Here is a 24480-nt window from a genome sequence, read left to right as displayed (position 1 = left end):
TCGTTTCGACATTCAACCGGCAAGCACGTGCACGATCGCGCGCCGACTCGACGAGCGCACATCGATAACCATTTGTCGAAGGAATGAATTTGCAGGAAACAAGAAACGTGATTGTTTGATTTTTACGTTCGGGAGCCAATCTCGGCATTCGTGACTTCGAATTTACTTCACATATGAATTTCGGTTATTTCGCGAAGCATGAAACAAAATCATCGACATGTATCGGCCGTTGAACGGTCGGCTCACTCGCCGTCACGACACGATTCGCCGGCTCGGTTCATTTCGATATAAGGAGCGCTCGACAATCCGCCTTATCCCGCCGAAATAAATGTGTAAGAAATATTCCGAACACATCCCCCTAACCATCCCGGTTTCCTAAAGGATCGAACATCATTACATATGAAGTTATTACATTTCATTACAATTTAAGAGGTGCCAATCGCAGTGGGAATGGCATGATTCCGCACGAGGGACGAAGCAGCTCACTATTCGCATTACAAATCGATTACCCCTCCGACCCGTTATGTCCAACACCCCCCCGAAAGTTTCGTCACTGATATACCGGCCTGACATCGATGGATTACGCGCAATAGCCGTCACGTCGGTTTTGCTTTTCCACGCATTTCCCGGAGTGGTTTCGGGCGGATTCGTCGGCGTCGATATTTTCTTCGTCATCTCGGGATATCTGATCACGAGCATCCTCGTCGACGAAGTACGCGGCAATCGGTTCAGCATCGCCACGTTCTATGCGCGTCGCGCGCGCCGGATCTTCCCCGCGCTGGTCGCCGTGCTCGCGACGGTCCTGGTGATAGGCTGGGGCGTGCTCGTCACGGACGAGTTGCGCGAGCTCGGCAAACACATAGCCGCGGGCGCGGGCTTCGTATCGAATCTCGTGCTGTGGAGCGAGACGGGATATTTCGATCGCGCGGCGGAATTCAAACCGCTGCTGCATCTGTGGTCGCTCGGCGTCGAAGAGCAGTTCTACATCTTGTGGCCGCTGGCGCTCGCCCTGACGCACCGGAGCCGCGCAGCGCTCGTGGCGACCGTCATGCTGATCTTCTCGGCGTCCTTCGCGCTGAACATCGGCCTCGTCGCCAATCACCCGTCCGCTGCGTTCTTTTCGCCCTTCACACGCTTCTGGGAGTTGATGATCGGAAGCATGCTGACGCTCGACGCGGATAGGCTGCAGCGCGCGCCGCATGCGCTGCGCAGTCTCGCATCGATCGTCGGCGCCATCCTGTGCGCAATCGCCGTGTTCGGCCTGAATGGCGCACAAAGCTATCCCGGCTGGCGCGCGCTGCTGCCGACGCTCGGCGCGGCACTGCTGATCGCGGGCGGCGTCAACGGCTTCGCGAACCAGGCGCTCAAACGCCCGATCATGGTGTGGATCGGCAAGATCAGCTATCCGCTGTATCTGTGGCACTGGCCGTTGCTGTCGTTCGCGGCGATCGTCGCCGGCGCCCAACCCGCTGCACCGGTGCGCATCGCATTGCTGCTCGCGAGCGTACTGCTCGCGTGGCTGACCTATCGGCTCATCGAAACGCCCGTGCGGCATCACACGAACCGGATGATCGCCATCGCCACACCGAGTTGCGCACTGCTCGTCGCAGGTTCGATCGGCGCATTCGTCTTTCTAGCGGCGCCGCAGGCTCCAAGCCAGCTCTACAGCCGATACGGCGACATTGCGACAGCAACGCACGGCGCGGGCCACGAGTTCATCAGCACCGACTGCGGCATCGCCGAAAACGATCTGAAGGGCGCCGTATGCGCATTCGACAAACGCAACACGCCGCGATTCGCGATGATCGGCGACAGCAAGGCGGAAGCCGTCATCTGGGGATTCCTAAGAGAATCGCAGCCCGACTCGCGCTGGAAGTTCTTCGATCGTAGCGGATGTGTACCGTTGACAGGTATCGTGCGCACGTCGTCGTATGCCGACGACAATCCGAAGGATTGCACGCAGTTCGCGCAACTGGAAATACAACACGTTGCAGCCGACCCCAACATCAAGCTTGTGACCATCGCCACGGCGAGCCGCATGCTGTTTGGCCCCGACTATGCAAATGCGCAGACGCTCGCGCCCGACAAGCAAGGACCGTTACACGGCCTCGACGGCACGATTCGCGTGCTCGAAGGCGCCGGCAAACGCGTGGCCCTGCTCGTGGACAATCCGACGCTGCCAGACCCGCACGATTGCATGGAAAGAAGCGCGATGCGATACCGGATCGTCCGCGCGCTCGCGTCGCCGAACGAGAACGCATGCACGCTCAGCTATCGCAAACATCTCGAGACGACGAAAGAATATCGGGTGCTGGTCGACCAATTGCAAAAGAACCACCCGAATCTCCTGGTTCTGGACGCAACGCCGATCCTGTGCGATATCCGCAACGACACATGCCCAATCAGCAAGGACGGCAACTACCTCTACAGCTACGGCGACCACGTATCCGATTATGCGAGCACGATGATCGCGCACGCGTTCCTTCCCAAGCTGGTCGAGGCCGTCCGCTGATTCACTCGCGCCGCACGGTATGGGTCCGCTCGCCACGCCGAAGCAGCCGTCCATCGTTTCGCCGCCAGAAGCACTCGCGTGAAATCGAAGCAGTGCATTCGATGCCAACGCAACCAAGGAAAAGCGCGGATGCCTGAGTTGAACGACTGTCGATACATTCTCGCAGCGGCGGCGCGTCGCGCCGACATCGCCAGCCTCCTTCGCATGCTCCGCGCGCGGACGAACCGCTTCCCGCCGAAAGCGCGCCATCGTCCGGCGTCCCTTGAGAACCGAGGGGGCCTCGTGAAATATTCAGTTCGACGCGTACGGTCAACGCAGAGGTATTCACGCCGATCGCGTTCCGGCACGCCCAGTCGCCAAACGTTCGACCAGCGTGCAGCACACCGCGAATGACGTCGCGCGCACGGCTCGTCATGCGGTCATGTGCGTGTACCGGCGAATGCCTTTGATTTCCGTTGCACGGTTGAGGCGAACATCGAAAATCCGACTTGCCCGATTTGTCTTTTTCGATGTCCGGCCTCACTCGTCGCGACATTGAAGGTCGAACGCCTGTGGGCGTTCGGCTGGAACATGCTACTCAGATATCCAACCTGCAGCAGAACAGTGTGGAGCTTGCGTATGACTAGCGACTGGTCGATCGAAACCATCCGCGATCCGCTTTACCGAACCAAGTTCGTGACCGTACCGGACATCGTCGATGAATGGCTGTCCGAAACCGGTGGCGTCTACAAGAAAGATGTCCTCGAGTTCGGCTGCGGCGAAGGCACGATGGCGCTCGGAATGGCATTGAGAAAGGATGTGCAGCGAGTCGTCGGCGTAGAAATTCTGGACGTGCACGAACAATGCCTGCCGATCGCGCGGCGCGAAATCGGCCTGCACGCGCTCCCGGACAATCTGTTCTTGCGGCGGATCACACCGGGCGCGGATCTCACGTGCTTCGGCGATTTCGACGTCGTCTATACGTGGTCGGTTTTCGAGCATGTGTCGCAAGACATGCTGATGCGATCTCTCGCATCGATTAAATCAGCACTCAAGCCGGGCGGATCGTTCTTTCTGCAGATCTCCCCGCTATTTTATTCGCCGAACGGATCACACATGGGACCGTGGATACCGGAACCTTGGGCGCACCTGTCGATGCCATTGGATGACTTTCACGAGCGCCTTCTGCAAGCGCCGCAGACGCCCGCCCATGTTCGATCGGAATGGTCGGTCTACATCCCGCTGACGGCGGATGTCGAAGCTGAGCGAGCGGCGCTTTGGGAAACGTATGCGACGCTGAACAAGGTCACGGCCCCACAACTCTGCCGCCTCATCGAAGAAGCGGGTTTCCGGATCGTTCGCGACTATCGCACGAAGACGGACCTGCCGATTCCAAAGGCACTGTCCGACATTTATCACGAAGACGTGCTGACCACCGAGCAAATCGTCCTGCTAATGCAGCATCGTTGAAATTCGCATTCAGCCGTGCGAATGATCAAGCAGGCCCCGTGCCTGATTCGGATGCCGAATCGCAAAGTCATTTCAGTGTGATTTCGCCTTTCCATCTCACATTGCCTTTGGGGCAATGACGACCAGTTTCCGGAACGGAGCGTATCCCGACATTGCGCTATCATTGCAAAAAAATGAAGTTAAATGCAATGAACAGGCGCGCGACGATTCTACGGGGACTGAAATGTCGAGGCGCGGTCGGAGTGGAGATCGCGCCGCTCGACAAACCGCTGGTTACACGCGATATGGGCGAAGTGTTATACGTCGACCATGCAGATACGGCAACACTGAAGCGGAAATATCGACGCGATGCCGCCATTCGGCACGATGCGATCGTCGACATAGACGGTGTCTGGGGCGAAAACACACTGAGCGAAGCAATCGGCGGCCCGAAAGTCGACTACATCGTCGCATCGCATGTGATCGGACACGTGCCCGATCTCGTCACATGGTTGATCGAACTGGATTCCGTGCTCGCGCCTGCGGGACAGGTACGCCTGGCGATTCCCGACATGCGGTTCACGTTCGGGAGGTATCCGGATATTCGTGTGTGAGGCCGCCTGAAGCCCCGCGCAATATCCCCCCACCCCCGCACGCGACAAATCCCCGAGCGCCGCATTTCCTCACCCCGCAACACAATTGCGGCACGCTCGCCCGTCGCCGCCTCTCCTCCGGATGCGCCGGCCGTCGACGCTCGCCTGCGATTGCCTCGCGCGATGCCGTCGCAATGCGCACGTATTCAAAAGGCCGAAGCCGGCTCGACGGCTCGAGGCGGCCGCCTGACCGCCCGTCGCCGGCTTTGCCCCCGTCGCGAACCGCGCCGCATCGCGGCGGCTTCGCTCACGGCGCCGGTTGACCGGCCAGCCCCGCAGCGGCGGCGACGCGATCCGCCGAGTCGGCCTGCGCGCCCTGCCCGCCCGGGGCAGCCGAGTCGGCCAGCTCGCCGCCAGCCGCCGCTTGCTCCTTCTCCTTCTCCTTCTCCTTCTCCTTCTCCTTCTCCTTCTCCTTCTCCTTCTCCTTCTCCTCCTCCTTCTCCTCCTCCTTCTCCTCCCGAAGCACCGCATCGACCTCCTTGCGGATCGCCTCCTCATCCGGTTCCGCCGGCCACGCGAGCGAAGCCGGGAAATCCGCGGCCTCCACGACGCGCACGAGCTTCATCTGATACTGCGCCCATGCGTCGAAGAGCGCGCGCTCGAACGCGTCGAGTTGCCCCGCCGCGAGCGCGTCGGCCTTGCCGAGATTCTTCGCGCGCGCCTTCTCCATGCGCGACATGAACGCGTTCATCGCCGCCTGCCGCTCCTTGCGCGCGACGACAGCCGCGTCGACCACCCACGTCCCGTCGCGCCACACGTATTCGTCCGACGGCCGCGGCGCCGTCGTCAGGCCCGCGTCCTCCGGCGTCACGCCCGCCTTCGTGATCTCGGCGGGCGCGCCGGTGTCGGTGCGGTACAGGCGTACGCCGCGATAGTCGGGCAGCAGCACCCAGTCGCCGTCCTTCCAGAACGGCCAAGTCATCGGCGCGCGCTCGGGCAGCGGCTTCGTCTCACAGAACGCGGGAATCAGCCAGCGCGTCGGGTTCATCGGGTCGATGTCGGCCAGAAAGCTGATCACGTATTGGCCGGTCAAGTTGTCGTATTGATTGCAAAGCACGTCGTTCTCCTCAAATTAGTAAGCGCGGATCATCGCGAGCACGGCCAGGTTGCGCGGGCGCGTTTCGTTGCCGCCGTCGGCCGCGACGTGAATCGCATGGCTGTGAGCGCCGGAGCCGCCGACGCCGATGTTGTGCGCATGCGTCCCCGCACCTTCCGTGTTGAATTCATGGTTGTGGCCGCCCGACGGTGACGTGTAAGCCCACGGATTGTCGTTGTCCACGCCGCCGTGCGAGCCGGCCTGTCCCTGCGAATGCGCGCCCCAAGGCTGAACGTTCGCCTCCGAGTAAGGCGCGATGTGCTGGTGATCGCCAACGCCCGCTGTCCATCCATGGTGGCCGTGCCAGCCCTGGTTGTCCGTCCATGCGTTGTGGCTGTGATCGCCGACGCCGTCCGCCGACGCGCCGTGCGCGTGCGACCGGTTCTGGCTGTCCTGCCACGTGCCGATCTTTCGATCGACGTCGCCGCCTCGGCCGTCGTCCCAGCATCGCAGGAACTCGCCGCGAAGCTCGGGAATCCGGAAGGTCGTCGCGCCGTCGCCGTCCGTGAAGCATCCCCAGTTCGCGGAAGCACCGCCCCAGTTGTTCTCGGCGACCAACGCGCCGCTCGCCTGCGCATATGCCCACAGCGCCGGGTAGTCCGCACGTTTGAGCAGTGCGCCATTGCATTTGAGATAACCGGCGCGCGCGCTCGTGCGCATTTCGAAGACGATCTGACCGATCATCGCCGATGCAACTTCGCCGGCAACCCATTGCGTTGTCGCAAAGCGGTTCGACCGATCGGTGGCGTCCGGGTGGCTGCCGAACGCCGGCCTGTCGAAATACGTGCCTTCCGGCGAGAAATGCACGGTCTGAATGCCGTTGTTGGATACGCCGAAATGCCCGTCGGCCATGTGGAACAGGCCGGTGTCCGGCGCGCCGTCGTTCGCGAACGTCAGCGACGGAAACGCCACCGAGCCTTCGGCGAGCACGACGCGCGCGCCCGGATCGAGCTTCAGATCGCCCTTCAACGCGCCGCCGCGGTTCAGGTCGAGCGGCGTCAGAGTGCCTTCGTGCCAGACGGCCTTGCCGTCGACGCGGAACGTGCGGTCGCCAAACATGTACTGGTACGAGCCGATCGTCGGCGACCACCAGCCCGTCGAATCCTTGCTCGTATAGAAATAGCCGTCGACGGGCCCGAGCTTGACGTGCCCTTCGGCCGTGTTCTGGCCGACCATCAGATCCCCCGCGACGTTCGCCGCCCCGCCGAACACCGCGCCGGCTCCGCTGCCGTCGACGACCACCTTCCCGCTCTCGAGCGACCACGAGAGCGGCCGCCAGTCGTTCCACGAGCCGAGCGGGTCGCCCTTCTTCGTCGACAGCAGATAGACGGACACGTCGTCGTTGCGGATGAACGCGCCGTACTGGTTGCCGCACGCGCGCAACTGGCCGCCGTCGCCGCGGTCGAGCCCGCCCGCGATCATGCCGTTCGACGCCGACGCGTTGCCGCGCACCTGCAGCGCATCGCGGCCATTGTCGTCGGACGTGCCGATGAGCGTGCGCCCTTCCTTCGTCACGCGCACGCGCTCGGCGTTGCCGGTCACGAACGTCACCGGGCCCGCCGCGCCGACGCGCGCGCCGCCGTCGCCCGACAGCACGACGGCCGGCTGCCCCTGCGACGCGAGCTGCAGCACGCCGTCGCTCGGCGAGAACATGCCGGTATCCGGATCGTTCGCGAAGCCGAAGCCCGCGTTGCGCTCGTTGTGCGGCGTGGCCGGGCCGGTCTTGCCGAGCAGCGGGCCCTCCATCGTGTCGCCGGCCTTCAGCACGCGGCCCTTGTCGCGGCGCTCGATGTCATCCTTCAGGTAACGCGTGCGGTTGACGAGTTGATTCGCCTGACGATTCGAAATGCCGTCCGGCCCGCCCTCGACGGGATCGGACGTCTCGATCTGGTAAATGTCTTCCTCCCACTTGGAGGTTTCGACTAGCTTGGACATTAGCTGCTCCCATGGTTGTACTGTCCGTCGTAGCGCGCGGCGCCGTTGTAGCGCACGGGCACTTCGCGGTATTCGAGGCTCGCGAGTTCACAGCGCGCCGGCGCGAACGCGGCGAGCGTCGCGCGCAGCAGCGCGGCCTGGTCGTTCGTGATCGCGCGGTCGCGCAGGATCACGCGGTACACCGCCCACAGGCCCGGATCGCCGTGCACCATCCAGCCGTTGTAGCGGCGCTTGCCGTCGTACGACACGCGCGCGATGTTCTCGACGAGCTCCACTTCGCCGAAGCCGAGCCGCCGGATCACTTCGCGCACCGCCCACGGCGTGCCCTTGTAGCGATGCAGCTCGATCGCGCCCTTGATGAGCGCGCGGCGCGCGTCGTCGGATTCGGCGAGGCTCCAGCCGTCCTCGCCCATCACCGAGAACTGCTCGGCAAGATGCGGCAGCGCCGTCGCGTCGACGCTGTCGATCAGGTAGACGAGGATCGGCGACAGATCGATGTTGTCGTGCCGCGCGGCGAGCTGCGCGAGCGCCGCGAAGCGGCGGTCCCTCGCGAGCGGCGGCGGCAACAGGGTGTCAGCCATGCGCGACTCCGGTCGCGACCACCGACACGCTCGTGCAGCGCGCCCATTCGTCGCCGGCGAGCACGCGCAGCGCGAGGCCGTTCAGGTCGACGTCGTAGACGCCCCGCACCTGCAGCGCGGCCGTGAGCTGCGCGGGCACGATGTCGCGGCCAAGGCCCGCCGAGCGGTTCGCGCGATACGCGTTCGCCGCGGCGCGCGCCTGCGCGAGCACGGTGCCCGCGTCGGCGTCCTTGTACAGCGTGAGGCGCGCGTCGATCGCGTAGTCGACGGGCTTCGGCGCGCGCACCTCGACGAAATCGGTGAGCGGGCGCTTCTTCTCGTCGTCGAGCGCTTGCGCGACGCGCGCGAGGATGTCGTCGCCGGGCAGGCCGGTGTCGACGAGCGGATGCACGCGCACGCTGCCGGGCGGCACGCCGTTGACCGACACGAGCCGGCCGTCGCGCGCCGCCATTTCGGGGCCGATCACGCTCACGTCGACGATCGACTGGTGCGCGCTCTTCGCATGGAACACGTATGCGAGCCGCGGGCCCGCGGTGCTGAACGCCTCGGGCGCGAGCTGGATGCGCTCGCGCAGCCGTTCGGTCTCCTCTTCTTCGTAGCCGTTCGCGCTCGTCTGCGTGTTCGCGACGCTCACGTCGACGTCGCCGAGATCGTCGACGAGCGAGTTGATCTGGCCCGGCTGCCAGCCGTTGCCGAGCGCGCCGGCGGTGTCGCAGGTCGCGGCGACGTCGATCGACGTGCGGCCGGCCGCGAGCACCGCGTCGGCGTCGGTGGCGAACGACACGCCGCCGTCGCTCGTCTCGACGCGCGTGCCGGCCGCGATCAGCAGGCTCGACGCGAGCGGCGCGTCGAGCGAGAAGCGCACGACGGTCTTCGCGGGCTGCGCGGGCAGGCGCGTGACGCCGACGAGCTGGCCGAGATAGTCGATCATCGGCGCGCGCGCGAACGCGACGAGATTCTGCTTCGCCGCTTCCTGCACGCCGACGCGCACGAGGGTTTCGCGGTACGCGACGATGTCGATCAGCACGCGCTCGACTTGCGCCGGATACAGCGTCTTGCCGGTGCGCGCTTCGTATTCGGCGATGATGTCGGCCGTGATCGCCTGCGGATCGCGGTCGATGAAATTCGGTTCGGATAGGGTCATCGGGGCACCTCGGTTTCGCGGATCACGCCGTCGGCGAGCCGCCATTGCACGCGCAGCGTTTCGTGCGCCGCGTCGATCGCCGGCATCACGCGGACCACCTCGCAGCGCGGCTCCCAACGGCGGATCGCGTCGACGGCTTCGCGCACGAGGTGCGGCGTCGCCCGATCGATCGGCATGTCGAGATAGAGGCTCAGGTTCGAGCCGAAGTCGGGCCGGTGCGGGTCGCGCCCCTTCGGGGTGCCGAGAATCACGCGGATGGCCTGATCGATGTCGGCAACGCCTTCGACGACGTCGTCGCGGCCGAGGGCGGGTTGCCAGTGAACGGAGGTGATGTCGGTTAGCCGGGTCATGCGCTCATGTTGCCGCGCGGCCGGGCGAAGGGATATTAACGAAGCTTAAAAGCGCGCGGCGAGCGCGGAGGAAGCGCGAGACGCGCAGGGCGGGGGCGGCACGTCGTCGTCCGGCGCCATGGCTGCGCGACGCTTCGTCGTGGCGGAACGCACGGGGCCTCCGCGATGCAGCCGGCTGCCCCGTCCGTGTTCCCGTTCGCTACGCCGCTGTCGCGACGCATGCCGGCGGCATCGGCAGATCGACGTTCGGCCAGCGCGACGCTTCACCGAGGTTGCGCAGCGCCTGCCGGTATCGCAGCAGCTGCGCGTACTCGTCGGGCGTCAGCGTCGTGCCGTCGCCGAGCGCCTGTTCGTCCCGGTGGCGCGACGTGAGCCAGTCGGTCGCGGCGAGCGCCGCATCGCGCGCCGCGCGCTTCGCGTCGGCGAGCTGCTTGCGCGTGGGCTTCTCGGGGTCGACGAGGAGCGGATGGCCGTCCGCCGTCACCGCCATCGTCTTGCCCGCCGCCGCGCCCGCGAGCAGCATCGCGTGCTGCTCCGGCGTGATCTCGACGAACGTCAGGCCGTCCGGCTTCGATCGTTCGTCGCAGAAGGTTCGAATGAATCCCAATGTGTCGTATCCGGCCAAGATTCGCGTCATCGTCATTTCCCCGTTGCGTGCCAATAGACGAGCCAGCCGGGATACGTTCCGCCCGTCTCGTTGAAAGCCCTCAATTTCACGCCGTCCTGCGTCATGCTTCCGTGGATGACGATCACCATCGCGGCGCCAAGGCCCACGTGATTCGCTGCCACGTTGAAACAAGCGTTGGGAAAGCGCTTCGGAAAGACGACGTTGATATCCCCGTTCGCATCCGTCACGCCCTGCCCCCATTGCTCGATCTTGCCGGTGGGCGAACGCTCGTAGCCGGTCGGCCCGTGGCTGAACTCGAATGCGCCGTTGTTGATCGTCATCAGCGGAGAGCCGGCCATCATCTCCCACTGATAAACCGCCGAGATCAGCGCCCAGTCGCCCGGCAGCAGCGTGAAGCTCGTCACTGTCGACGACAGCGAGCCGCCAGACGGTCCGAAGAATATGTCGCCGCCCTGCCGCGAAATCGTCTTGGGCATCGAGCCGGAGTTCATGAACAGAAACGTCGCGCCTCTTTTCACCGCCGAGTAAAGCGGCAGCACGACGCTCGCGCCGTCGTTCAACGAGATTGCCGACCCCGCCTGCGCCGGCGTCAGCGTGGTCGCGGCGTCGAGCACCATGATCGCCTGAAAATTGCCGAGCGCGCGCTGCACGAACGCCGCATTGGCGACGGCCAGCCCCGTATCGAACTGCGCCGGCGTGGGCACGCCCGGACTCCCGACGAAAAACGGCGAATCGAGCGGCGCTTTCTTCGCAAGCTGATACGCCATCGTCGTCGCGAAATTCGGATCATTTCCGAGCGCGTTCGCGAGCTCGTTCAACGTGTCGAGCGTTGCGGGAGACTGGCCGACGAGCGCCGCGATCCGGTCCGCGAGATCGACCTTCGTCGCGTACTGCGGATGCGGATCGGCGGCGGCGGCGTGCCCGCTCAAGCCGGATTGCGACTGCTCGACCTGCTGCTTCAGGTAAAGCGTGCGATTGCCGAGCTGCTTGGCCTGACGGTTCGAGATGCCGTTCGGCCCGCCTTCGACAGGATCGGACATCTCGATCTGGTAGATCTCTTCTTCCCACTCGGAAGTTTCGACTAGCTTGGACATAGGCTGCTCCTGAGGTTGTACTACCCGTCGTCAAGCGCGGCGCCGCCGGATTGCACGGCGCCGCGCGGAAAGCTGCGCACACGCGTTCGCCGTGCATCGCCACCGATGCGCGCGCGATTGCGGATGCGAATGCAAATTCAGATGCCGATGGATGCGGACCGGAACGTGCGCGCGGCGCGTGCGAAGCGCGGCTCCGCCCGGTCGATCGGCACGTCGAGAAGAGAATGAGTCGGAACCGGCCCGCGCTCGGGCCTGCGTGGATCGCGGCGCTTCGGGATGCGAAGCATCGCGCGATGGGCCTGGTCGATGCCGGCAACGCGAACGACGAAATCGTCGCGCCCGAGGGCGGGCTGCCGGTGCACGGAGAGGATGTCGGTAAGCCGGGTCATGCGCTCATGGTGCCGCGCGCCCGGCTCGGAGGATATTAAAACTCAATGCGAGTGGTGATTCGAGTTGCCGCCCGCATCCATGATCGCGCCCGTCGCGTCGATGTCGCCGTCGACCTTCACGTTGCCCGCGATGCTCGCGCCGCCGCCGCCCGAGCCGGTCATCCCGCCTTCGTAGGTCAGCTTGCCCTTGACCGTCACGTTCGCGGAAAACTCCGTCTCGGGCGCGATGACCGTCACCTTCGCGCCCGCGCGCAGCACGATCTCGGCGCCCGCGTCGACGACGACCTGCGCCATTCCGCGGCACGCGAGCACGTGCGTCGCGCGATCGTATTCGAGCGTCGCGCCGTCCTTGAAGCGCGCGACGAATTTGTTCGGATCGCTAACGGGCGGCTTGTCGGCGGCCGAGTAGACCGCGCCGAGAATCACGCCGTCCTCGCCGCGGCCGTCCATCAGCACCGCAACCTGCTCGCCTTCGTCGTAGGTCCAGCAGCACTGGTCGTTCTGCGTCTTCGGATACGCGATCGGCAGCCACATCGTGCGCAGGTTGCCGAGGTCCGCGAGCCGCACGCGCGCGAAGCCGGGCTTCGACGCGCTCACCGTGCCGAAGCGCACGGTCGCGCCGAATGCGTCGAGCGTGTCGTTCATTGCTTGTCCTTCGTCTGGTTGGATGACGGATCGGCCGCGCCGTAGGCGATCAGCGGCTTCGCGGATGGCTTCCGAGCGGGCTGCGTGCCTGCCTGCGCGCCGCCGTCGGGCCGCGCGTCGCGCGACGCGCGCTTCACCTCGATCTCGGTCGTGTAGCCGCCGCCGCGATCGATCCGGTGGCGCGCCGTCTCGATCAGATATTTGCCCGACAGCCGCCCGTAGCCCGTCAGCTCGATCGCGTTGCCGGCGACGAGCCGCGTGTTGCCGTCGAGCTCGAACGTGCCCGTCGTCCGCTGCAGGTTCGCGCGGTCGAGCGCGGCCTGCGTGCGCGCCTCGAGCGTCGCCTTCGAGCCCGCGCGCGCGGTCACGCGCAGCGTGTCGGCGCTCGTGTCGCGGCCGGACGACGCCGGCGCGCCGGATTCGCCGGCCGCGCCGGATTGGGCGGCCGCGCCGGCCACGTCGATCTTGCCGTCCTTCACGCCGTACACGATGAGCTTCTTCGTCGCCGGATTGTGATAGCCGCCCTTCGCGGCCGCGTAGACGTCCTTGATCTTGTCGGTGAGGCGAATCGATTTCAGATCGCCGCGCGTGAAGCGCAGCGCCGCGTCGGCGTCGCGCAGGTCCGCGAGCTCGGTGAATACGAGCGTGCGGCCGACGATCTTGAACGCGTAGCCGTACTCACGCGCGAGCCGCGCGAGGAACGCGACGTCGGGCTCCTCGTACTGCGTGATGCGGTCGATCCGGATCTCGCGGATCTTGCCCGTCAGCGTGAGCCGGTTGCGCTTCGCGACGCGCGCGGCGATCGCGGCGAGCGTGGTGCGCTCGTACGGCTTCGAGCGGTCCGTGCGCAGCGGCGCGGCGACGCCTGTCGCGAGCGCGCGGATCGTCACCGTCGACGGCGGATCGTCGAACGACAGCTCGTCGATCTCGAAACGCCCGCACGGCAAGAGCGGCGCGCCGACGTAGCCGATCCGCAGCGCGAGCGCGTCGCCCTTGCCCGGATACCACGCGTCGCGCCAGCGGCCGTCGGCGTCCTCGAGCACGACTTCGATCTCGTCCGACTGGCCCGACAGGAAATCCGTGTACGCGACCGACGTCACGTACGGCGCGACGTCGGTCGTGATGTTCTTCTGCTCGTAGGTCAGCACGAAGGTCGGGCGCGGCACGTCGGCGACGCCCGGCGGCAGCAGCGCCGCAAGCGGGTTCAGCGTTTCCATGGCGGCAGGTCCTCGGACAGTTCGGCGCGCGCGATCACCGGAATCGACAGCGCGAGGCCGCTCGGCAGTACCGGCGTGATCGGCACGTCGGGGTTCGCCGCGATGATCCGCTCGTACGCGAACGGATCGCCGTAGTAGCGATGGGCGAGCTGATCCCAGCGCTCGCCTTCGGTCGTGACATGGGTCAGAAACATCAGATCCTCCGTGTGGCGACGGCCGCCGCGAGCTTGCTCACGCTCGGCGCGGCCGAGGCGATCGCGTCGACGGCGTTCGACAGCTCGCGCGCGGCGGTGTCCACGGCGTCGCCGATCGTGTCGAGCGTCGCGTTCGCGAGCGGCTTGTACGCGGCCTGCACCGCAACCGCGGCGTCGTGGCTCGCGCGCAGGATGTTCGCGGCGTCCGGAATGTGCGCGGTCACGGCCGCGACGGCCGGCGAGAGCTTCTCGAGCGGCTCGGCCGCGCGCTTGATGTCGAGCAGCACGCCGGGCGCGCGGCCGAGCGCCGCGATCGGATCGTGCCTGAACTCGCGCACGACGCTCACCGCGTCCGAAGCGGTGCGCAGCGCGGCCTGCGCCTGCGACGCGTACGACACGACCTGCCGCACCGCGCCGCGCACGGTGTTGATCGCCGATTTGACGTCGGCGGCCGTCTGCGACACCGCCTGCGCGGCGGCGGGCGGCACCTTCGGCTGCACCGCGGGCGGCGCGAGCGCGGTCAGCTTCTCGCCGACGTATTCCTTCAGCGTGATCGACGCGTCGAGCGCGAGCACCGCGCCGGAAGGCTCGCTCTGCTTGTGCGTCGCCTGGACTTCGGTCAGCACGAACCAGCCCTTGTAGTCGCCGTTGCCGAACACGAGCGCCATCGCCTGGCCCGCGCGCTGCGCGTTGCGCAGCTTCGCGAGCTCGGCTTCGGGATCGCAGAAGCGATAGTGAAACGACAGTGCGATGCGGATCTCGTCGAGCCGGTCCGCGATCCGTTGCAGACGCGGCTTGCCGTCGATCAGCGCATGCTCCGCGTAGTCGGCGCCGAACGTCGCGTCGAAGCCGTCGAAGTAGCCGACCAAATCGAATGGGATGTCACCGAGCACGGCGAACATATCAACCTCCGTAAGCGCGCCGCGCGCGTTGCGCGACGACGCGTTCCATCATTTTTTCGAGCTCGCGCAGCGACAGGTTCAGCGCGCGGCCAACCTGCTCGCCAACGCTCGCGCCCGAGCCGCCCTGCACCGTGATGTTCGGCGCGAAGTGAATCGACACGCCGTTCGCCGCGCCCGCGCCTGCCATGCCCGCCGCGTGCGCGCCGGCGAGCGGCAGGCCGGCGCGCGCGGCGTCGATGCGCTTCAGCGAGGCGGCGGCCGCCGTCTGCGTCGCCATGCTCGCGGCCGCGCGCGTGGGCAGCTCGGCCGCGCCCCGGACGCCGAGCGCCGCGCCTTGCGCGATGTTCTCGCCGTAGCCCATGAAGACGCGCGACGGCGAATGAATGCCGAGCACGCTCGCGAACCACGATTTCATCGACCCGGCAAAGCCGACCACCGCCGCCTTCGCCGCGCCGAACCGCTCGTTCAAGCCGTTCAGCAAGCCTTCGACGATGGCGCGGCCGATCGACATGAATCGCTCGGGCAGCGCCTTGAGGCCGTCCCACAGCGCCGTGAGCCTGTCGCGCGCGATGGCGACAAACCTCGTGAGGACCGGGCCGATGCGGTTCCAGTTGCGGTAGATCAGATAGCCCGCGACCGCGATGCCCGTCAGCACGAGGCCGATCGGCGTCGTCACCATGGCGCGGCCGACCCACAGCAGCGCGCGGCCCGCCGTCATCAGCCCGCGCGCGAGGCCGCTCCCGAGCACACGGCCGGCCGTCGCGCCGGCGCGCGCGAGCGTGGTCAGCGAGCCGAGCGCGCCCGCGCCGAGACTGGGCGCGAAACCGAGCACGCGGCCGCCCGCCGCGAGCATCGAGCGGCCCGCGCCGAGCGCGATCGCGCGCGCGCGGTTGAGGCCCGCGGCGAGCTTGTCCGCCGCGCCCGCGTTCATGCCGCCGAGCTGGAACAGCGTCGACAGCCTCGCGCCGCCGCGCAGCAGCGAGCGCAGCAGCGTCCACTTCGCCGCGAGCGTCGACAGCGCGGTGCCGAGCGCGTTGAGCGGCGTCTTCACGAGCACGTTCATCGCGAGGCCCGCGCCGAGCGTCGCGCCGCGCATCGCGATCGACGCGGCCGCGAGACCGACAACGCCGCGAATCGCATTCGGATGCGCGGCCGCGAACACGCCGACCTGAGCGACCATCGGCGACAGCAGGTTCATCACGTCGGTCAGCGGCGGCAGCAGCGTGCGGCCGACCGTCTCGCCAAGGCCGTCGATCTGCGTCTGCAGATTGCCCCATGCGGCGCTCGCCGTCTGGATTCGGCGCGCGTAGTCTTCGTCGAGCGCGCCCGCCGCCTGCTCGCCGCCCATCGCCTGCTTGTTCGCCTGGTACTTGCCCCAGTTCTCGCGCATCGCGAGCAGGTGATCGACCGCGCGCGTGTCCTGAAACAGCTCGCTCATCCCGAAGCGCTCGATCAGCTTGCGCTGCGCGCCGACGTCGCCGCGCGCGCCGGCGCGCTTCCATTCGCTGGCGAAACCTTCGCCGCGCGACGCGATGAACTTGCGCGCGATCTCGAGCGACGCCTCGTACTCCGAATAACCGGCGCCGACGATGTTCGCCATCGATTTCCTGTAATCGACGCCGGCCTTCTCGTACGCCTTCGCGGTCGATGGCGAGGTCATCTGCTTGAGCCACGCCTGCATGTTCGCCGCGGCGTCCTCGCCGGACGCCGCGCCCTCGCGGCCCACTGCGAGGCTCGCGACGATCTGCGACAGCGCCTGCTGCCCGGTCACGCCCTGCGCGGCGAACGACGACGCGAGATCCGGCATCGCCTTCACGACGTCGGCGAGCTTCATGTGGCCGAGCCCGCCGCCGTATGCGGCGCGGCTGAACGCGTCCTTCAGCGCGGCGTCGCCCTTGATGCCGAGCGTCTCCGACAGCGCGTACGACATGCCGGCGACGTCCTTGACGTCCGCGCCCGACGCGATCGCGACCTGGCCGAGCAGACGCGACTGACGGCCGGCTTCGGCCGCGCTCATGCCGCCGCCGATCAGCACGCCCGCGCCTTCGATCAGCGCGCCGTGCTTCGCGCCGGTCGCGCGCGCCGCGTCGCGGATCGCGTCGCCGAGCTTCCGCTCGTCGGCGCGCGACAGGCCGCCGTCGATCGCCACGCCGCGCAGCGCCGCCTGGAAATCCGCTGCGCGCGTGAGTGCGCCGACGATCGGCGCGGCGATGGTCTTCGTGATTGCGGACAACTCGCCGAGCTTCGCCACGTATTGGCCGCGCTGGTCGCCGAGCGCCGCGCCGCGCGCGATTCGCGCGTCGAGCGCCGCATGGCGCGCCTGCGCCCGGTCGATCGCGCGGCCGAGCTGCTCGTACTGCGCGCGCAGCTCGCCGACGTCGCGCAGCGGATGCGCGATCGCGCGCGCCATCGCCCCGCCGAGGCGATCGTGTTTTCCACGCAGCGCGTCCGCGACGCGCCCGAGGTCTTCCAGCGTCGCCTTCGCGCTCGATAGCGCAGCGCCGACGCCGCCGGACGCCGCCGCGCCGTTTCTGATTCCGATGTAAATGTCGCTTGCCATGTCTGTCCTGCCCGTTGCGACGCGCGCGGAGATCGCCGCCCGCCGTTCGATGGTTGCCGTTCGATGGTTGCCGTTCGATGCTTGCCGTTCGATGCTTGCCGCTCGATGCTTGCCGCTCGATGGTTACCGTTCGATGCTTGCCGCTCGATGCTTGCCGCTCGATGGTTACCGTTCGATGCTTGCCGCTCGATGCTTGCCGCTCGATGCTTGCCGCTCGATGCCTGCCGTTCGATGCCTGCCGCTCGATGGTTACCGTTCGATGCTTGCCGTTCGATTCCTGCCGGTCAATGCTCGTCGCTCGATGCCCGCCGCCCGCCGCGCGGCGCCGTGCGATGCAGTGCATAGCGCTCAGCGCTGCGCGGTCTCGCCGTTCGCTACGACGCGCCCATCGCATCGTTGCGCCGCTTGATCTCCCGCTCGGCGGCGTCGATCCAGTGCCAGTAGTCGTCAAGATCGAGTTCCGCGATCTCGGACGGCTGCATCTTCAGCACCAGCAGCAGCACCTCATCGAGCGGCCTCAGCATCGCGTCCGTCGATTCGGCCGGCGCGCCCGGCTTCGCTTGCCGCGGCGCTCGCATCGATTGCGGCATCGCGCTCCTCGACCATGTCGCGAAAGGAGTCGGCGAGCTGCTTCGCATCGGCGAGATCGAGCTCGCCGATATCCTCGACGGTGAGACCCGTCAGGCGTGCGAACAGAAAATCCTCCTGTTCGCCGGCGTCGCTGCTGTATTTGGCGGCGGCGGCCATGTCCTTGCGCTTGCCGCGACGCAGCGTGAGCGTCGACACGGTTTCGCCGGTCGCGAGCTTCAGGGGGTGCTTGAGGGTGATGATCATCGTGTGCTCCGTTGGGATCGAGAGCACATTGTCGGGCGCGGCCCCGGCGAGGGCTTTTGAAGACGGCTAAAAAAAAGACCCGCCGAAGCGGGTCGAACCGGAAAGGCCGGGACGTGAATCGTGGGTCGTGAATCGTCGATCGTGATTCGCGCGCCGTGAGCCGCGCGCTGCGGGCCGCAGATCGCGAGCCGCGAATTGCGGATTGCGCCGCGTGTCGGGGTGTTGATGCGGTGATGCGTCAGCGTGTCGGCGTGTCGACGTTTCGACGTTTCGACGTTTCAACGTTTCAACGTTTCAACGCTTCAACGCTTCAACGCTTCAACGCTTCAACGTTCCGCGCATCGTACATCGCCCGTCGCACGCTGCGCAGCCCGCGGCGCGCATCGCACGCGCCGTGAGCCGCCCGCCGCACTCAACCGCCGATATTCGCGCGGAAGTCCGACAGCATGTCAACGCCGTCGACGCGGAAGATGTTCGCGAGATAGTCGAGCTCGAGCACTTCCTGCCCGTCGATCACCTGCTTCACGTAGGTCGCGCCGAACGACGAGCTGAAATCCGCGTTCTCGTGCTGCTTGAACGTGCCGAGCGGATTCTTCTTGAACATCACGGTCAGGTACGTGACGAGGCTCACTTCCTGCACGCGGCCCTGCGCGCCGTACGTCTCGATGTTCGAGCGGCACTGAAGCTGCACGGCCCGGAACGGGTTCGCCATCGCGCGCGCGACGTCGGCGTAAAGCGAGTTCCACTTGATCTCGCCTTCGAGCTTGTCGAGCCCGCCCGGCAGCTCGACCTTGCCGATCATGCCGAGCGCCTTGTGCTCGGCCATGATCGCCTGGATATCCGGCAGCTTGATTTCCTCGGCCTTGCCGAGCATCGAGTTGCCGTTCACGTAGACGTTCGCGTTCGTGATGCGATTGATCTTGATGCCGCCTGCCATGTCAGTTGCCTCCCTTCAGCGTGAGCAGATATTCCGAGGTGATCTCGGTTTCGTACGTGAGGCGCTCGAGCGGGGGCGGCACCGTGTACTTGTAGTTGATCAGAAGATGGCCCGCCGACAGTTCCTCCTTCGGGTTGCGCGCCGGATCGAACCACGCCTTGAAGCCGAGCAGCGCGCCGTCGCCGATCAGCTTGCGGCCGAAGCCGTTCACCGATTCGACGAGCGAATCGATGAGCGCCTGGTCGATCGGCATGTCGATGTACTGCTGGCTGAAATAGCGCAGCGACTCGTTGATCACGTCGCCCGTGCGGCGCACGTTCTCGAAGTTGCGCATGTGCGTGACGGTCGGCCACGCGGCGGTGCGGTTGCCCCACAGGCGCAGGCCCGAGCCGTACGAGTTGAACACGGTCGTGATCCCCTGCTCGTTCAGCAGATTCACTTCGGACTGCGGATCGTCGATCATCGCCGACAGCGGGCGCTCCACGCCCGTCACGCCGACGAGCTGCTGGTTCGAGCTCGACCACCAGTAGCCCTTGTCGAGATCGACGCGCGCGCGCAGCGCCGCCGCGCGCGACGACAGCGGCTCGAGGCGCTCGGCGTTGGCCGCCGGATCGTAGACCTTCACGTGCGGGTAGCAGAGGCGCACGCGCTCGCTCGACGTGTTGAAGTTGATCGAGCCGGCCGGGCCGCGGCCCGCCAGCGCCTGCGCGAACGTCGTGCCGACGGGCGCGTCGACATACGCGATCGCGCCGAGCTGGCCCGCCGTCGCCTCGAGCTCCGCCGCGACCGAGTTCTGCGTGCAGTAGCCGGGCGCGATCAGGATCTTCGCGAAATAGCCGAACAGGTTGTACGTGTCCTTCAGCGCCTTCATGCCGGTGCGGATGCCCGCCGCGTTGACCGCGCCGATGATGTCGGCCGCCGTCACCTTGGTCGGATCGGCGTACTCGTAGGCGGCCTTCGCGGTCGCCGCGCCCGCCGGGATCGCGCCCGTCTTCAGTCGCGTGATCACGCCCGTCACCGGGTCGAGCGAGAAATCGACGCCGGCTGCGTACGTCGTGTTGCCGTTCTCGCTCTTCAGAACGAGGTTCGACGCGGCCGGGTGGGCGAGCGTCGCGCGGCCGGTCGCCGCGTCGAACGTCACGCCCTCGGCGTCGATCACGCTCTTGTGGAGCTTCGGATCGAGCACGTTGATCACGATCACCGTGCCCGCGCCGTAGTCGTAGACGGCGTCGAGCGCCTGCGGGATCGTGAAGCCCGCGAGCTGCGGGCCGAACTGCGCGCCGTCGCGGTCGGACAGCGACTGGATCGGCTTGTTCACGGGGCCCGTCGGCGCGGTGCCGATCAGGCCGATCACGGCGGATTTGACGACCTTCACCGGCCGCGAGCCGTTTTCGGTCTCGATGGTTTCGACGCCATGCAGATAATTTGCCGCCATCGTTTTATGCTCCCTTCGATGCCGCACCGTTCGACGCGGCTTGCGGTTGGTCGTCCGCGACGCGTTCGCGCGCGGGCTCGTCGTGCGCCGCGACCGGGCGCAGATGGCCCAGCGCGAGCAGCGTCTTCGTGTATTCGTGCTGCTCGGGCAGCTCGACCGGCGCGCCCGGATGCAGCATCGCTTCACGGATTTCCGTGCCGTCTTGCAGCGAGACGCCGCTGATCGGGCCGCTGTACAGGTACTTCATGGTTTCTCCTCGTAGGTAACTTCGGTCAACAACGGGCCGTCGACCGGCTCGGCCTCCTCGACGATCACCGCATCGGCGGCGAACTCGATCGCATAGCGCCACTCGCTGTCGGTGCGGCCGGCGAACCGTTCGGCGGCCGCCGCGAGCTTCTCGCCGTCGGGCAGCGCGAAGCCGACGAGCGCGCGGCGCACGCCGTCGAGCGCGTCGAGCGCGCCGCCGCGGCCGGCGAGCTGCCGGGACACGACAGTCACGGCGAACTTCGCGCGGCGCGGCTGCACGATCGCCACGGCGTCGACGCGCGTGTCGTACTCGCTGCCCGCGTAGCCGGCGAGCAGCGCGCCGACGGGATGCGTCAGCGCGTACGCATCCGGCGGCGCGGGGAAATGCTCGACGGCGAGCTCCGGCAGCGCCCGGCTCAGTCGCGCGACGAGCGCGTCGATCTTCTCTTGCGTGGTCGCCATCAGATGCGCTCCCGGCGGGTGGCGCCGCACGCGGCGACAGCGCGCCGCGACGCGCATCGCGCGATCGCGGGGGACGCCGTCGCGGCGTGGGTGTTTTGGGTTTTCTGGTGTAACGCGCGTGTGTGCGGTTGCGAGGCGGTGGGGGCCTGTGGGTGCGTTTGCGTTTGCGTTTGCACTTGCACTTGCACTTGCACTTGCACTTGCACTTGCGTATGCGTATGCACTTGCGCATGCGTATGCACGTGTACTTCCACTTTCGTATGCGTACGCTTATGCGTTTGTGCTCGTGCTCGTGCTCGTGGTTGTGGTTGTTGTTGTGCTTGTGCTTGTGCTTGCACTTGCGTATGCAACAGCGTTCGAGCTTGCGTGTGCGCTTGCGTCAACACTTGCATGCGCGCTCGCATCGGCGCTTGCCCATGCGCCCGCATGCTGACGGGCGCGCCGCGCATCGCATGCGCGCCTGCGCAGCCGGCGCTGCCGGCCTGCGTGTCGCGATTGAAGTGGTGAAGTGCAGTAGCGTTCATGCCGCCCATCATCGGGCGGCGAGCGCTGGGGGTCTTTTAATCGGCTTTATGATTGCGCGCCGATTGCGACGGCCTCGGCGCTTCGATGACTATCCTCGCGCGCGGGATGTGGACGGCTCACCGGCAACGCGTCGATGCCTTTATAAACCTTTACGGGACGATGCGGCGGTGCCATGAAGGACATTGCGCGTCCGAGCGCTCCGGGAAGGCTCCTGCAGGGATTTTGGGTTGATGACGCGCGGCGGACTGCGGTCAATGTAGATGTCGTTTGGCGCGCGCGCAAGCATCGGCGCGCGGTCGTCGATCGACGGTCGACGGTCGGTGGCTGATTGCCTGCGCTCGTCATTAGTTGATCGACGCACGATGCCTAGCGAGGCGGCTTCGAGCGGAACATTCTGCGCTCGTTGTTCGTTTTTCGTCATCTGGCGCGTGACGTTCGTTGTTGAGTGTTCGGTGTTCGGCGTTCGGCGTTCGGCGCTCCGCGCTCGGCGCTCGGCGCTCGGCGCTCGGCGTTCGGCGCTCGACGTTCGACGTTCGACGTTCGACGTTCGACGTTCGACGTTCGACGTTCGACGTTCGACGTTCGACGTTCGACGTTCGACGTTCGACGTTCGACGTTCGACGTTCGACGTTCGACGTTCGACGTTCGACGTTCGGCGCGCGCGCCGCCGAAGTTCGCTCCTCAGTGCGCGACGGCAAATATCCCGATACCAAAACACGGAGCGCATGCCGCGACTCGCAAAGCACGGAGTACTGATCACGAATCACGAATCACGAATCACTAAGCACAATTCACGAAGCACCCGACACGAATCCGCCACCGCCTCACCGCCCACCGCCCGTCACTGATTCCAATACTTGACCGGCCGGGCGATCCCCGGCTCGCAATCGATCGTGTATTCGGCGACGTCGACGCCATAGCGCGTCAGATCGCTCCACCAGCGCCCGGACGGCTCCTTGCGCAGCCGCACGAGCACGCGATCGGCGAGGTAGTCGAGCTCCTTGCGGACTTCGATCGGCGTGACGTCCGGGTAGATCGAGCGCATCGTCGCCTGCACGACGTCCTCGGCAACCTCTTCCGGCCGCGCGTTGTACAGCGCGAGAATCAGGTGCCAGCGCAGCGTCTCGCGGCGCACCTTCGCATGATCGATGCCGAGCGGCGCGCAATGCGTCATGACATCCCCCGCAATTGCAGGTTCTCGATCTTCAAGGCGACCGCGTCGAGCTTCGCTTCGATGACGGTCTGATTGCGCACGTAATCCTCGCGCCGCACGTATTGCAACGGCAGATCCGCCTGAAACTTCAGGAAATCGCGCTCGAGGCGCGCGACGTTGTCGGTCTGACGGCCGATCTGCTCGAGCAACATTCGCAGTTGTTCCTCCTGCTTCTGATCGCGATCGGCCTGATGCCGCTCGATCTGCACGAACAACGCCTTGCCCGCCGCGGCCAGCAGCCCGACGAACGTCGCGAGCATCGACGCCAATTGCCAGAATTCCACTTGCAGCGTCACTGCCCGCTCCCCTCGAGCCAGTCGATCAATGTGTTCAGTTGTGCTTCGATGTTTCGGCTGCGTCGCGCGTTGTCGACGTGGTTGGCGAGGACGTCGTCCGCGCGTACCCCGGAGTCAGCGTCGTCGGCGGAGCCGGCCGGCGCAGCAGCTCCGGCGGCAGGATCGGCCTCGGGCAGACGGGCGGCGTCGCGGCCGGCTGCGGCGTTCCACACGCCGACAAAGCCGTCGGTAAAAACGCAGCGAGGCAGAGCCTCAGGACGCGCATCCGGCGTCGGGCGGTATTGGCGGGTGACACGGGCGATTCTCCGTTTCAATGCGTCGGCTTCGAGCGCGTGATGCGCGTTTGCGGTGAAGAGATCGGCGGCGAGGCGGTTCGCGCGCAGCGTGCCTTCGCGCTCCTGCGCGCGGGCGCGTTCGGCGGCATCGCGCAGCGCGTCGGCATGCCGGCGCTCGACGGCGGCGAGCTTCGCGTCGGCCGCGCGCGCGCCGGCGCGCTGCCCGTTGACGTAGCCCGTCGCGCCGGCGACGAGCGCGCTCGCGGCCGACGCGACGACGAGCGCGCCGAGCCCGCCGCGCGCGAACGAAATCGGCCGGCTCATGCGCAGGCTCCCGGCCCGAAGCCCGCGCCGATGTAGCGTGGCTCGAACGTGTGCAGGATCGCGCGCGGGTAGCCGCGGTTCTCGCGAAACGCAGCCGCGCCGCGGCCGGCGTTGAAACGCTCGACGTGGCCGAACCAGCGGCCGCGATTCGCGCCGCCCGCGACGGCCGCGCGTTGATCGCGATACACCCAGCCGAGCCCGCCGTTGTATGCGGACAACGTCATCGCGGCGCGCTCGCAGCGGCCGTCGGCTTCGATCCGGTCCCACAGGTAGCGGTCGTAGCGCACGAGCGCGCGGATCGACCACGACGGGTTGAACGGCTGCGCGTCGCCGAGCTCGGCGCGATAGAGGCCCGCGAGCCATTGCGTCGTGGACGGCATGAACTGCGTCATCCCCTGCGCGCCGACCGGGCTGACCGCGTCCGGACGCCATCTGCTCTCCTGATGAATCTGCGCGGCGAACGCCGACACGGGCGCGCCGAGCCCCCACACCGCGCGCGCGTTGCGCGTGAGCTCGGCGCGATAGGCGTATGCATTCGCGGGAATCTGCGCGCAGGTTGCGGCGGGCGCGCACAGCAGCGCCGCGATCAGGAACGTCGCGCGCAT

The 24480-nt window shown here is 66.6% G+C and carries 28 protein-coding genes; 4 read left to right on the top strand and 24 right to left on the bottom strand.

Annotation, left to right across the window (positions count from 1 at the left end; genetic code table 11):
• The first annotated feature begins 523 nt into the window (after positions 1-523).
• The 3 genes from WT60_RS23430 to WT60_RS23420 all read left to right on the top strand — a co-directional run bounded on the left by WT60_RS23430 (position 524) and on the right by WT60_RS23420 (position 4554).
• On the top strand, positions 524-2512 hold the full coding sequence (locus WT60_RS23430; protein WP_082759325.1) for an acyltransferase family protein: 1989 nt from the start codon (positions 524-526) through the stop codon (positions 2510-2512).
• Positions 2513-3130: 618 nt separating this feature from the next.
• The gene (locus tag WT60_RS23425; protein WP_060355657.1) at positions 3131-3961 is read left to right on the top strand and encodes a class I SAM-dependent methyltransferase; all 831 of its coding nucleotides are present in this window, start codon (positions 3131-3133) and stop codon (positions 3959-3961) included.
• 242 nt (positions 3962-4203) lie between these two features.
• Complete coding sequence (locus tag WT60_RS23420; RefSeq protein ID WP_059642350.1) at positions 4204-4554, top strand: hypothetical protein; 351 nt, start codon at positions 4204-4206, stop codon at positions 4552-4554.
• 286 nt (positions 4555-4840) lie between these two features.
• On the opposite strand, the gene WT60_RS23415 is transcribed toward WT60_RS23420, so the two are convergent.
• From WT60_RS23415 to WT60_RS23350, 15 genes are all read right to left on the bottom strand, one after another.
• The gene (locus WT60_RS23415) at positions 4841-5650 is read right to left on the bottom strand and encodes a tail fiber assembly protein (RefSeq protein ID WP_060355655.1); all 810 of its coding nucleotides are present in this window, start codon (positions 5648-5650) and stop codon (positions 4841-4843) included.
• 15 nt (positions 5651-5665) lie between these two features.
• Entirely contained in the window at positions 5666-7624 is a 1959-nt protein-coding gene (locus WT60_RS23410) for a phage tail protein (protein WP_060355654.1), read from the bottom strand.
• Positions 7624-8205 carry a phage tail protein I gene (locus tag WT60_RS23405; RefSeq protein ID WP_059576370.1) on the bottom strand — a complete coding sequence of 194 codons (582 nt, stop codon included), beginning with the start codon at positions 8203-8205 and terminating at the stop codon, positions 7624-7626. Before WT60_RS23405 ends, WT60_RS23410 begins: the two co-directional genes overlap by 1 nt.
• On the bottom strand, positions 8198-9349 hold the full coding sequence (locus WT60_RS23400; protein ID WP_059642355.1) for a baseplate J/gp47 family protein: 1152 nt from the start codon (positions 9347-9349) through the stop codon (positions 8198-8200). The genes WT60_RS23405 and WT60_RS23400 overlap by 8 nt, the downstream gene beginning before the upstream one ends.
• Positions 9346-9699 carry a GPW/gp25 family protein gene (locus tag WT60_RS23395; protein ID WP_059670435.1) on the bottom strand — a complete coding sequence of 118 codons (354 nt, stop codon included), beginning with the start codon at positions 9697-9699 and terminating at the stop codon, positions 9346-9348. Before WT60_RS23395 ends, WT60_RS23400 begins: the two co-directional genes overlap by 4 nt.
• Before the next feature lie 199 nt (positions 9700-9898).
• A complete protein-coding gene (locus WT60_RS23390) occupies positions 9899-10336 on the bottom strand; it encodes a phage tail assembly chaperone (RefSeq protein WP_231752025.1) in 438 nt (145 codons plus the stop codon).
• A gap of 2 nt (positions 10337-10338) precedes the next feature.
• Positions 10339-11421, bottom strand: coding sequence for a hypothetical protein (locus WT60_RS23385; RefSeq protein WP_060355653.1), 1083 nt, complete (start codon positions 11419-11421; stop codon positions 10339-10341).
• A gap of 137 nt (positions 11422-11558) precedes the next feature.
• Positions 11559-11810: a hypothetical protein gene (locus tag WT60_RS33925; protein WP_145986861.1), complete on the bottom strand. Its 252-nt coding sequence runs from the start codon at positions 11808-11810 to the stop codon at positions 11559-11561.
• A gap of 42 nt (positions 11811-11852) precedes the next feature.
• On the bottom strand, positions 11853-12455 hold the full coding sequence (locus WT60_RS23375; RefSeq protein ID WP_038743429.1) for a phage baseplate assembly protein V: 603 nt from the start codon (positions 12453-12455) through the stop codon (positions 11853-11855).
• Positions 12452-13672, bottom strand: coding sequence for a contractile injection system protein, VgrG/Pvc8 family (locus tag WT60_RS23370; RefSeq protein ID WP_060355651.1), 1221 nt, complete (start codon positions 13670-13672; stop codon positions 12452-12454). The genes WT60_RS23375 and WT60_RS23370 overlap by 4 nt, the downstream gene beginning before the upstream one ends.
• Positions 13660-13866 carry a tail protein X gene (locus WT60_RS23365; RefSeq protein WP_059642363.1) on the bottom strand — a complete coding sequence of 69 codons (207 nt, stop codon included), beginning with the start codon at positions 13864-13866 and terminating at the stop codon, positions 13660-13662. The genes WT60_RS23370 and WT60_RS23365 overlap by 13 nt, the downstream gene beginning before the upstream one ends.
• On the bottom strand, positions 13866-14768 hold the full coding sequence (locus WT60_RS23360) for a phage tail protein (RefSeq protein WP_038743424.1): 903 nt from the start codon (positions 14766-14768) through the stop codon (positions 13866-13868). The genes WT60_RS23365 and WT60_RS23360 overlap by 1 nt, the downstream gene beginning before the upstream one ends.
• A gap of 1 nt (position 14769) precedes the next feature.
• A complete protein-coding gene (locus tag WT60_RS23355; protein WP_060355650.1) occupies positions 14770-17328 on the bottom strand; it encodes a phage tail tape measure protein in 2559 nt (852 codons plus the stop codon).
• Between the two features lie 374 nt (positions 17329-17702).
• Positions 17703-17852, bottom strand: coding sequence for a hypothetical protein (locus WT60_RS34690; protein WP_162836167.1), 150 nt, complete (start codon positions 17850-17852; stop codon positions 17703-17705).
• Positions 17833-18162: a phage tail assembly protein gene (locus WT60_RS23350; protein WP_038743850.1), complete on the bottom strand. Its 330-nt coding sequence runs from the start codon at positions 18160-18162 to the stop codon at positions 17833-17835. The genes WT60_RS34690 and WT60_RS23350 overlap by 20 nt, the downstream gene beginning before the upstream one ends.
• A 155-nt stretch (positions 18163-18317) precedes the next feature.
• On the opposite strand from WT60_RS23350, the gene WT60_RS33920 reads away from it, so the two are divergent.
• Entirely contained in the window at positions 18318-18560 is a 243-nt protein-coding gene (locus WT60_RS33920) for a hypothetical protein (protein WP_145986860.1), read from the top strand.
• Positions 18561-18574: 14 nt separating this feature from the next.
• Here the strand turns inward: WT60_RS33920 and WT60_RS23345 are convergent, their stop codons facing one another.
• From WT60_RS23345 to WT60_RS23295, 9 genes are all read right to left on the bottom strand, one after another.
• A complete protein-coding gene (locus tag WT60_RS23345) occupies positions 18575-19099 on the bottom strand; it encodes a phage major tail tube protein (RefSeq protein WP_038743421.1) in 525 nt (174 codons plus the stop codon).
• A gap of 1 nt (position 19100) precedes the next feature.
• Positions 19101-20534 carry a phage tail sheath subtilisin-like domain-containing protein gene (locus tag WT60_RS23340; protein WP_038743419.1) on the bottom strand — a complete coding sequence of 478 codons (1434 nt, stop codon included), beginning with the start codon at positions 20532-20534 and terminating at the stop codon, positions 19101-19103.
• A 4-nt stretch (positions 20535-20538) separates the two neighbouring features.
• Positions 20539-20781 carry a hypothetical protein gene (locus WT60_RS23335; protein WP_038743417.1) on the bottom strand — a complete coding sequence of 81 codons (243 nt, stop codon included), beginning with the start codon at positions 20779-20781 and terminating at the stop codon, positions 20539-20541.
• A complete protein-coding gene (locus WT60_RS23330) occupies positions 20778-21242 on the bottom strand; it encodes a Gp37 family protein (RefSeq protein WP_038743848.1) in 465 nt (154 codons plus the stop codon). Before WT60_RS23330 ends, WT60_RS23335 begins: the two co-directional genes overlap by 4 nt.
• A 664-nt stretch (positions 21243-21906) precedes the next feature.
• Positions 21907-22494 (bottom strand): hypothetical protein, encoded by a 588-nt coding sequence (locus WT60_RS34685; protein ID WP_186448651.1) that lies wholly within the window; start codon positions 22492-22494, stop codon positions 21907-21909.
• Positions 22495-22608: 114 nt separating this feature from the next.
• Complete coding sequence (locus WT60_RS23310; protein WP_059576390.1) at positions 22609-22941, bottom strand: hypothetical protein; 333 nt, start codon at positions 22939-22941, stop codon at positions 22609-22611.
• The gene (locus tag WT60_RS23305; protein ID WP_038743412.1) at positions 22938-23276 is read right to left on the bottom strand and encodes a hypothetical protein; all 339 of its coding nucleotides are present in this window, start codon (positions 23274-23276) and stop codon (positions 22938-22940) included. Before WT60_RS23305 ends, WT60_RS23310 begins: the two co-directional genes overlap by 4 nt.
• Positions 23273-23875 carry a hypothetical protein gene (locus WT60_RS23300; protein ID WP_038743410.1) on the bottom strand — a complete coding sequence of 201 codons (603 nt, stop codon included), beginning with the start codon at positions 23873-23875 and terminating at the stop codon, positions 23273-23275. Before WT60_RS23300 ends, WT60_RS23305 begins: the two co-directional genes overlap by 4 nt.
• Complete coding sequence (locus WT60_RS23295) at positions 23872-24480, bottom strand: transglycosylase SLT domain-containing protein (RefSeq protein ID WP_059576497.1); 609 nt, start codon at positions 24478-24480, stop codon at positions 23872-23874. Before WT60_RS23295 ends, WT60_RS23300 begins: the two co-directional genes overlap by 4 nt.

Origin of the sequence: Burkholderia sp. MSMB617WGS, from assembly GCF_001532025.2 — a bacterium.
Taxonomy (GTDB): Bacteria; Pseudomonadota; Gammaproteobacteria; order Burkholderiales; family Burkholderiaceae; genus Burkholderia; species Burkholderia savannae.
The sequence above is the reverse complement of the archived record's forward strand: the minus strand, read 5'-3'. Positions and strand labels throughout refer to the sequence as shown.

Bases quoted from the DNA above. Each gene is read 5' to 3' on its own strand.
- WT60_RS23430 (WP_082759325.1), top strand. From the start codon at position 524: ATGTCCAACACCCCCCCGAAAGTTTCGTCACTGATATACCGGCCTGAC.
- WT60_RS23425 (WP_060355657.1), top strand. From the start codon at position 3,131: ATGACTAGCGACTGGTCGATCGAAACCATCCGCGATCCGCTTTACCGA.
- WT60_RS23410 (WP_060355654.1), bottom strand. From the start codon at position 7,624: ATGTCCAAGCTAGTCGAAACCTCCAAGTGGGAGGAAGACATTTACCAG.
- WT60_RS23405 (WP_059576370.1), bottom strand. From the start codon at position 8,205: ATGGCTGACACCCTGTTGCCGCCGCCGCTCGCGAGGGACCGCCGCTTC.
- WT60_RS23400 (WP_059642355.1), bottom strand. From the start codon at position 9,349: ATGACCCTATCCGAACCGAATTTCATCGACCGCGATCCGCAGGCGATC.
- WT60_RS23395 (WP_059670435.1), bottom strand. From the start codon at position 9,699: ATGACCCGGCTAACCGACATCACCTCCGTTCACTGGCAACCCGCCCTC.
- WT60_RS23390 (WP_231752025.1), bottom strand. From the start codon at position 10,336: ATGACGCGAATCTTGGCCGGATACGACACATTGGGATTCATTCGAACC.
- WT60_RS23385 (WP_060355653.1), bottom strand. From the start codon at position 11,421: ATGTCCAAGCTAGTCGAAACTTCCGAGTGGGAAGAAGAGATCTACCAG.
- WT60_RS33925 (WP_145986861.1), bottom strand. From the start codon at position 11,810: ATGACCCGGCTTACCGACATCCTCTCCGTGCACCGGCAGCCCGCCCTC.
- WT60_RS23375 (WP_038743429.1), bottom strand. From the start codon at position 12,455: ATGAACGACACGCTCGACGCATTCGGCGCGACCGTGCGCTTCGGCACG.
- WT60_RS23370 (WP_060355651.1), bottom strand. From the start codon at position 13,672: ATGGAAACGCTGAACCCGCTTGCGGCGCTGCTGCCGCCGGGCGTCGCC.
- WT60_RS23365 (WP_059642363.1), bottom strand. From the start codon at position 13,866: ATGTTTCTGACCCATGTCACGACCGAAGGCGAGCGCTGGGATCAGCTC.
- WT60_RS23360 (WP_038743424.1), bottom strand. From the start codon at position 14,768: ATGTTCGCCGTGCTCGGTGACATCCCATTCGATTTGGTCGGCTACTTC.
- WT60_RS23355 (WP_060355650.1), bottom strand. From the start codon at position 17,328: ATGGCAAGCGACATTTACATCGGAATCAGAAACGGCGCGGCGGCGTCC.
- WT60_RS34690 (WP_162836167.1), bottom strand. From the start codon at position 17,852: ATGCTGAGGCCGCTCGATGAGGTGCTGCTGCTGGTGCTGAAGATGCAG.
- WT60_RS23350 (WP_038743850.1), bottom strand. From the start codon at position 18,162: ATGATCATCACCCTCAAGCACCCCCTGAAGCTCGCGACCGGCGAAACC.
- WT60_RS23345 (WP_038743421.1), bottom strand. From the start codon at position 19,099: ATGGCAGGCGGCATCAAGATCAATCGCATCACGAACGCGAACGTCTAC.
- WT60_RS23340 (WP_038743419.1), bottom strand. From the start codon at position 20,534: ATGGCGGCAAATTATCTGCATGGCGTCGAAACCATCGAGACCGAAAAC.
- WT60_RS23335 (WP_038743417.1), bottom strand. From the start codon at position 20,781: ATGAAGTACCTGTACAGCGGCCCGATCAGCGGCGTCTCGCTGCAAGAC.
- WT60_RS23330 (WP_038743848.1), bottom strand. From the start codon at position 21,242: ATGGCGACCACGCAAGAGAAGATCGACGCGCTCGTCGCGCGACTGAGC.
- WT60_RS34685 (WP_186448651.1), bottom strand. From the start codon at position 22,494: ATGCGCTCCGTGTTTTGGTATCGGGATATTTGCCGTCGCGCACTGAGG.
- WT60_RS23310 (WP_059576390.1), bottom strand. From the start codon at position 22,941: ATGACGCATTGCGCGCCGCTCGGCATCGATCATGCGAAGGTGCGCCGC.
- WT60_RS23300 (WP_038743410.1), bottom strand. From the start codon at position 23,875: ATGAGCCGGCCGATTTCGTTCGCGCGCGGCGGGCTCGGCGCGCTCGTC.
- WT60_RS23295 (WP_059576497.1), bottom strand. From the start codon at position 24,480: ATGCGCGCGACGTTCCTGATCGCGGCGCTGCTGTGCGCGCCCGCCGCA.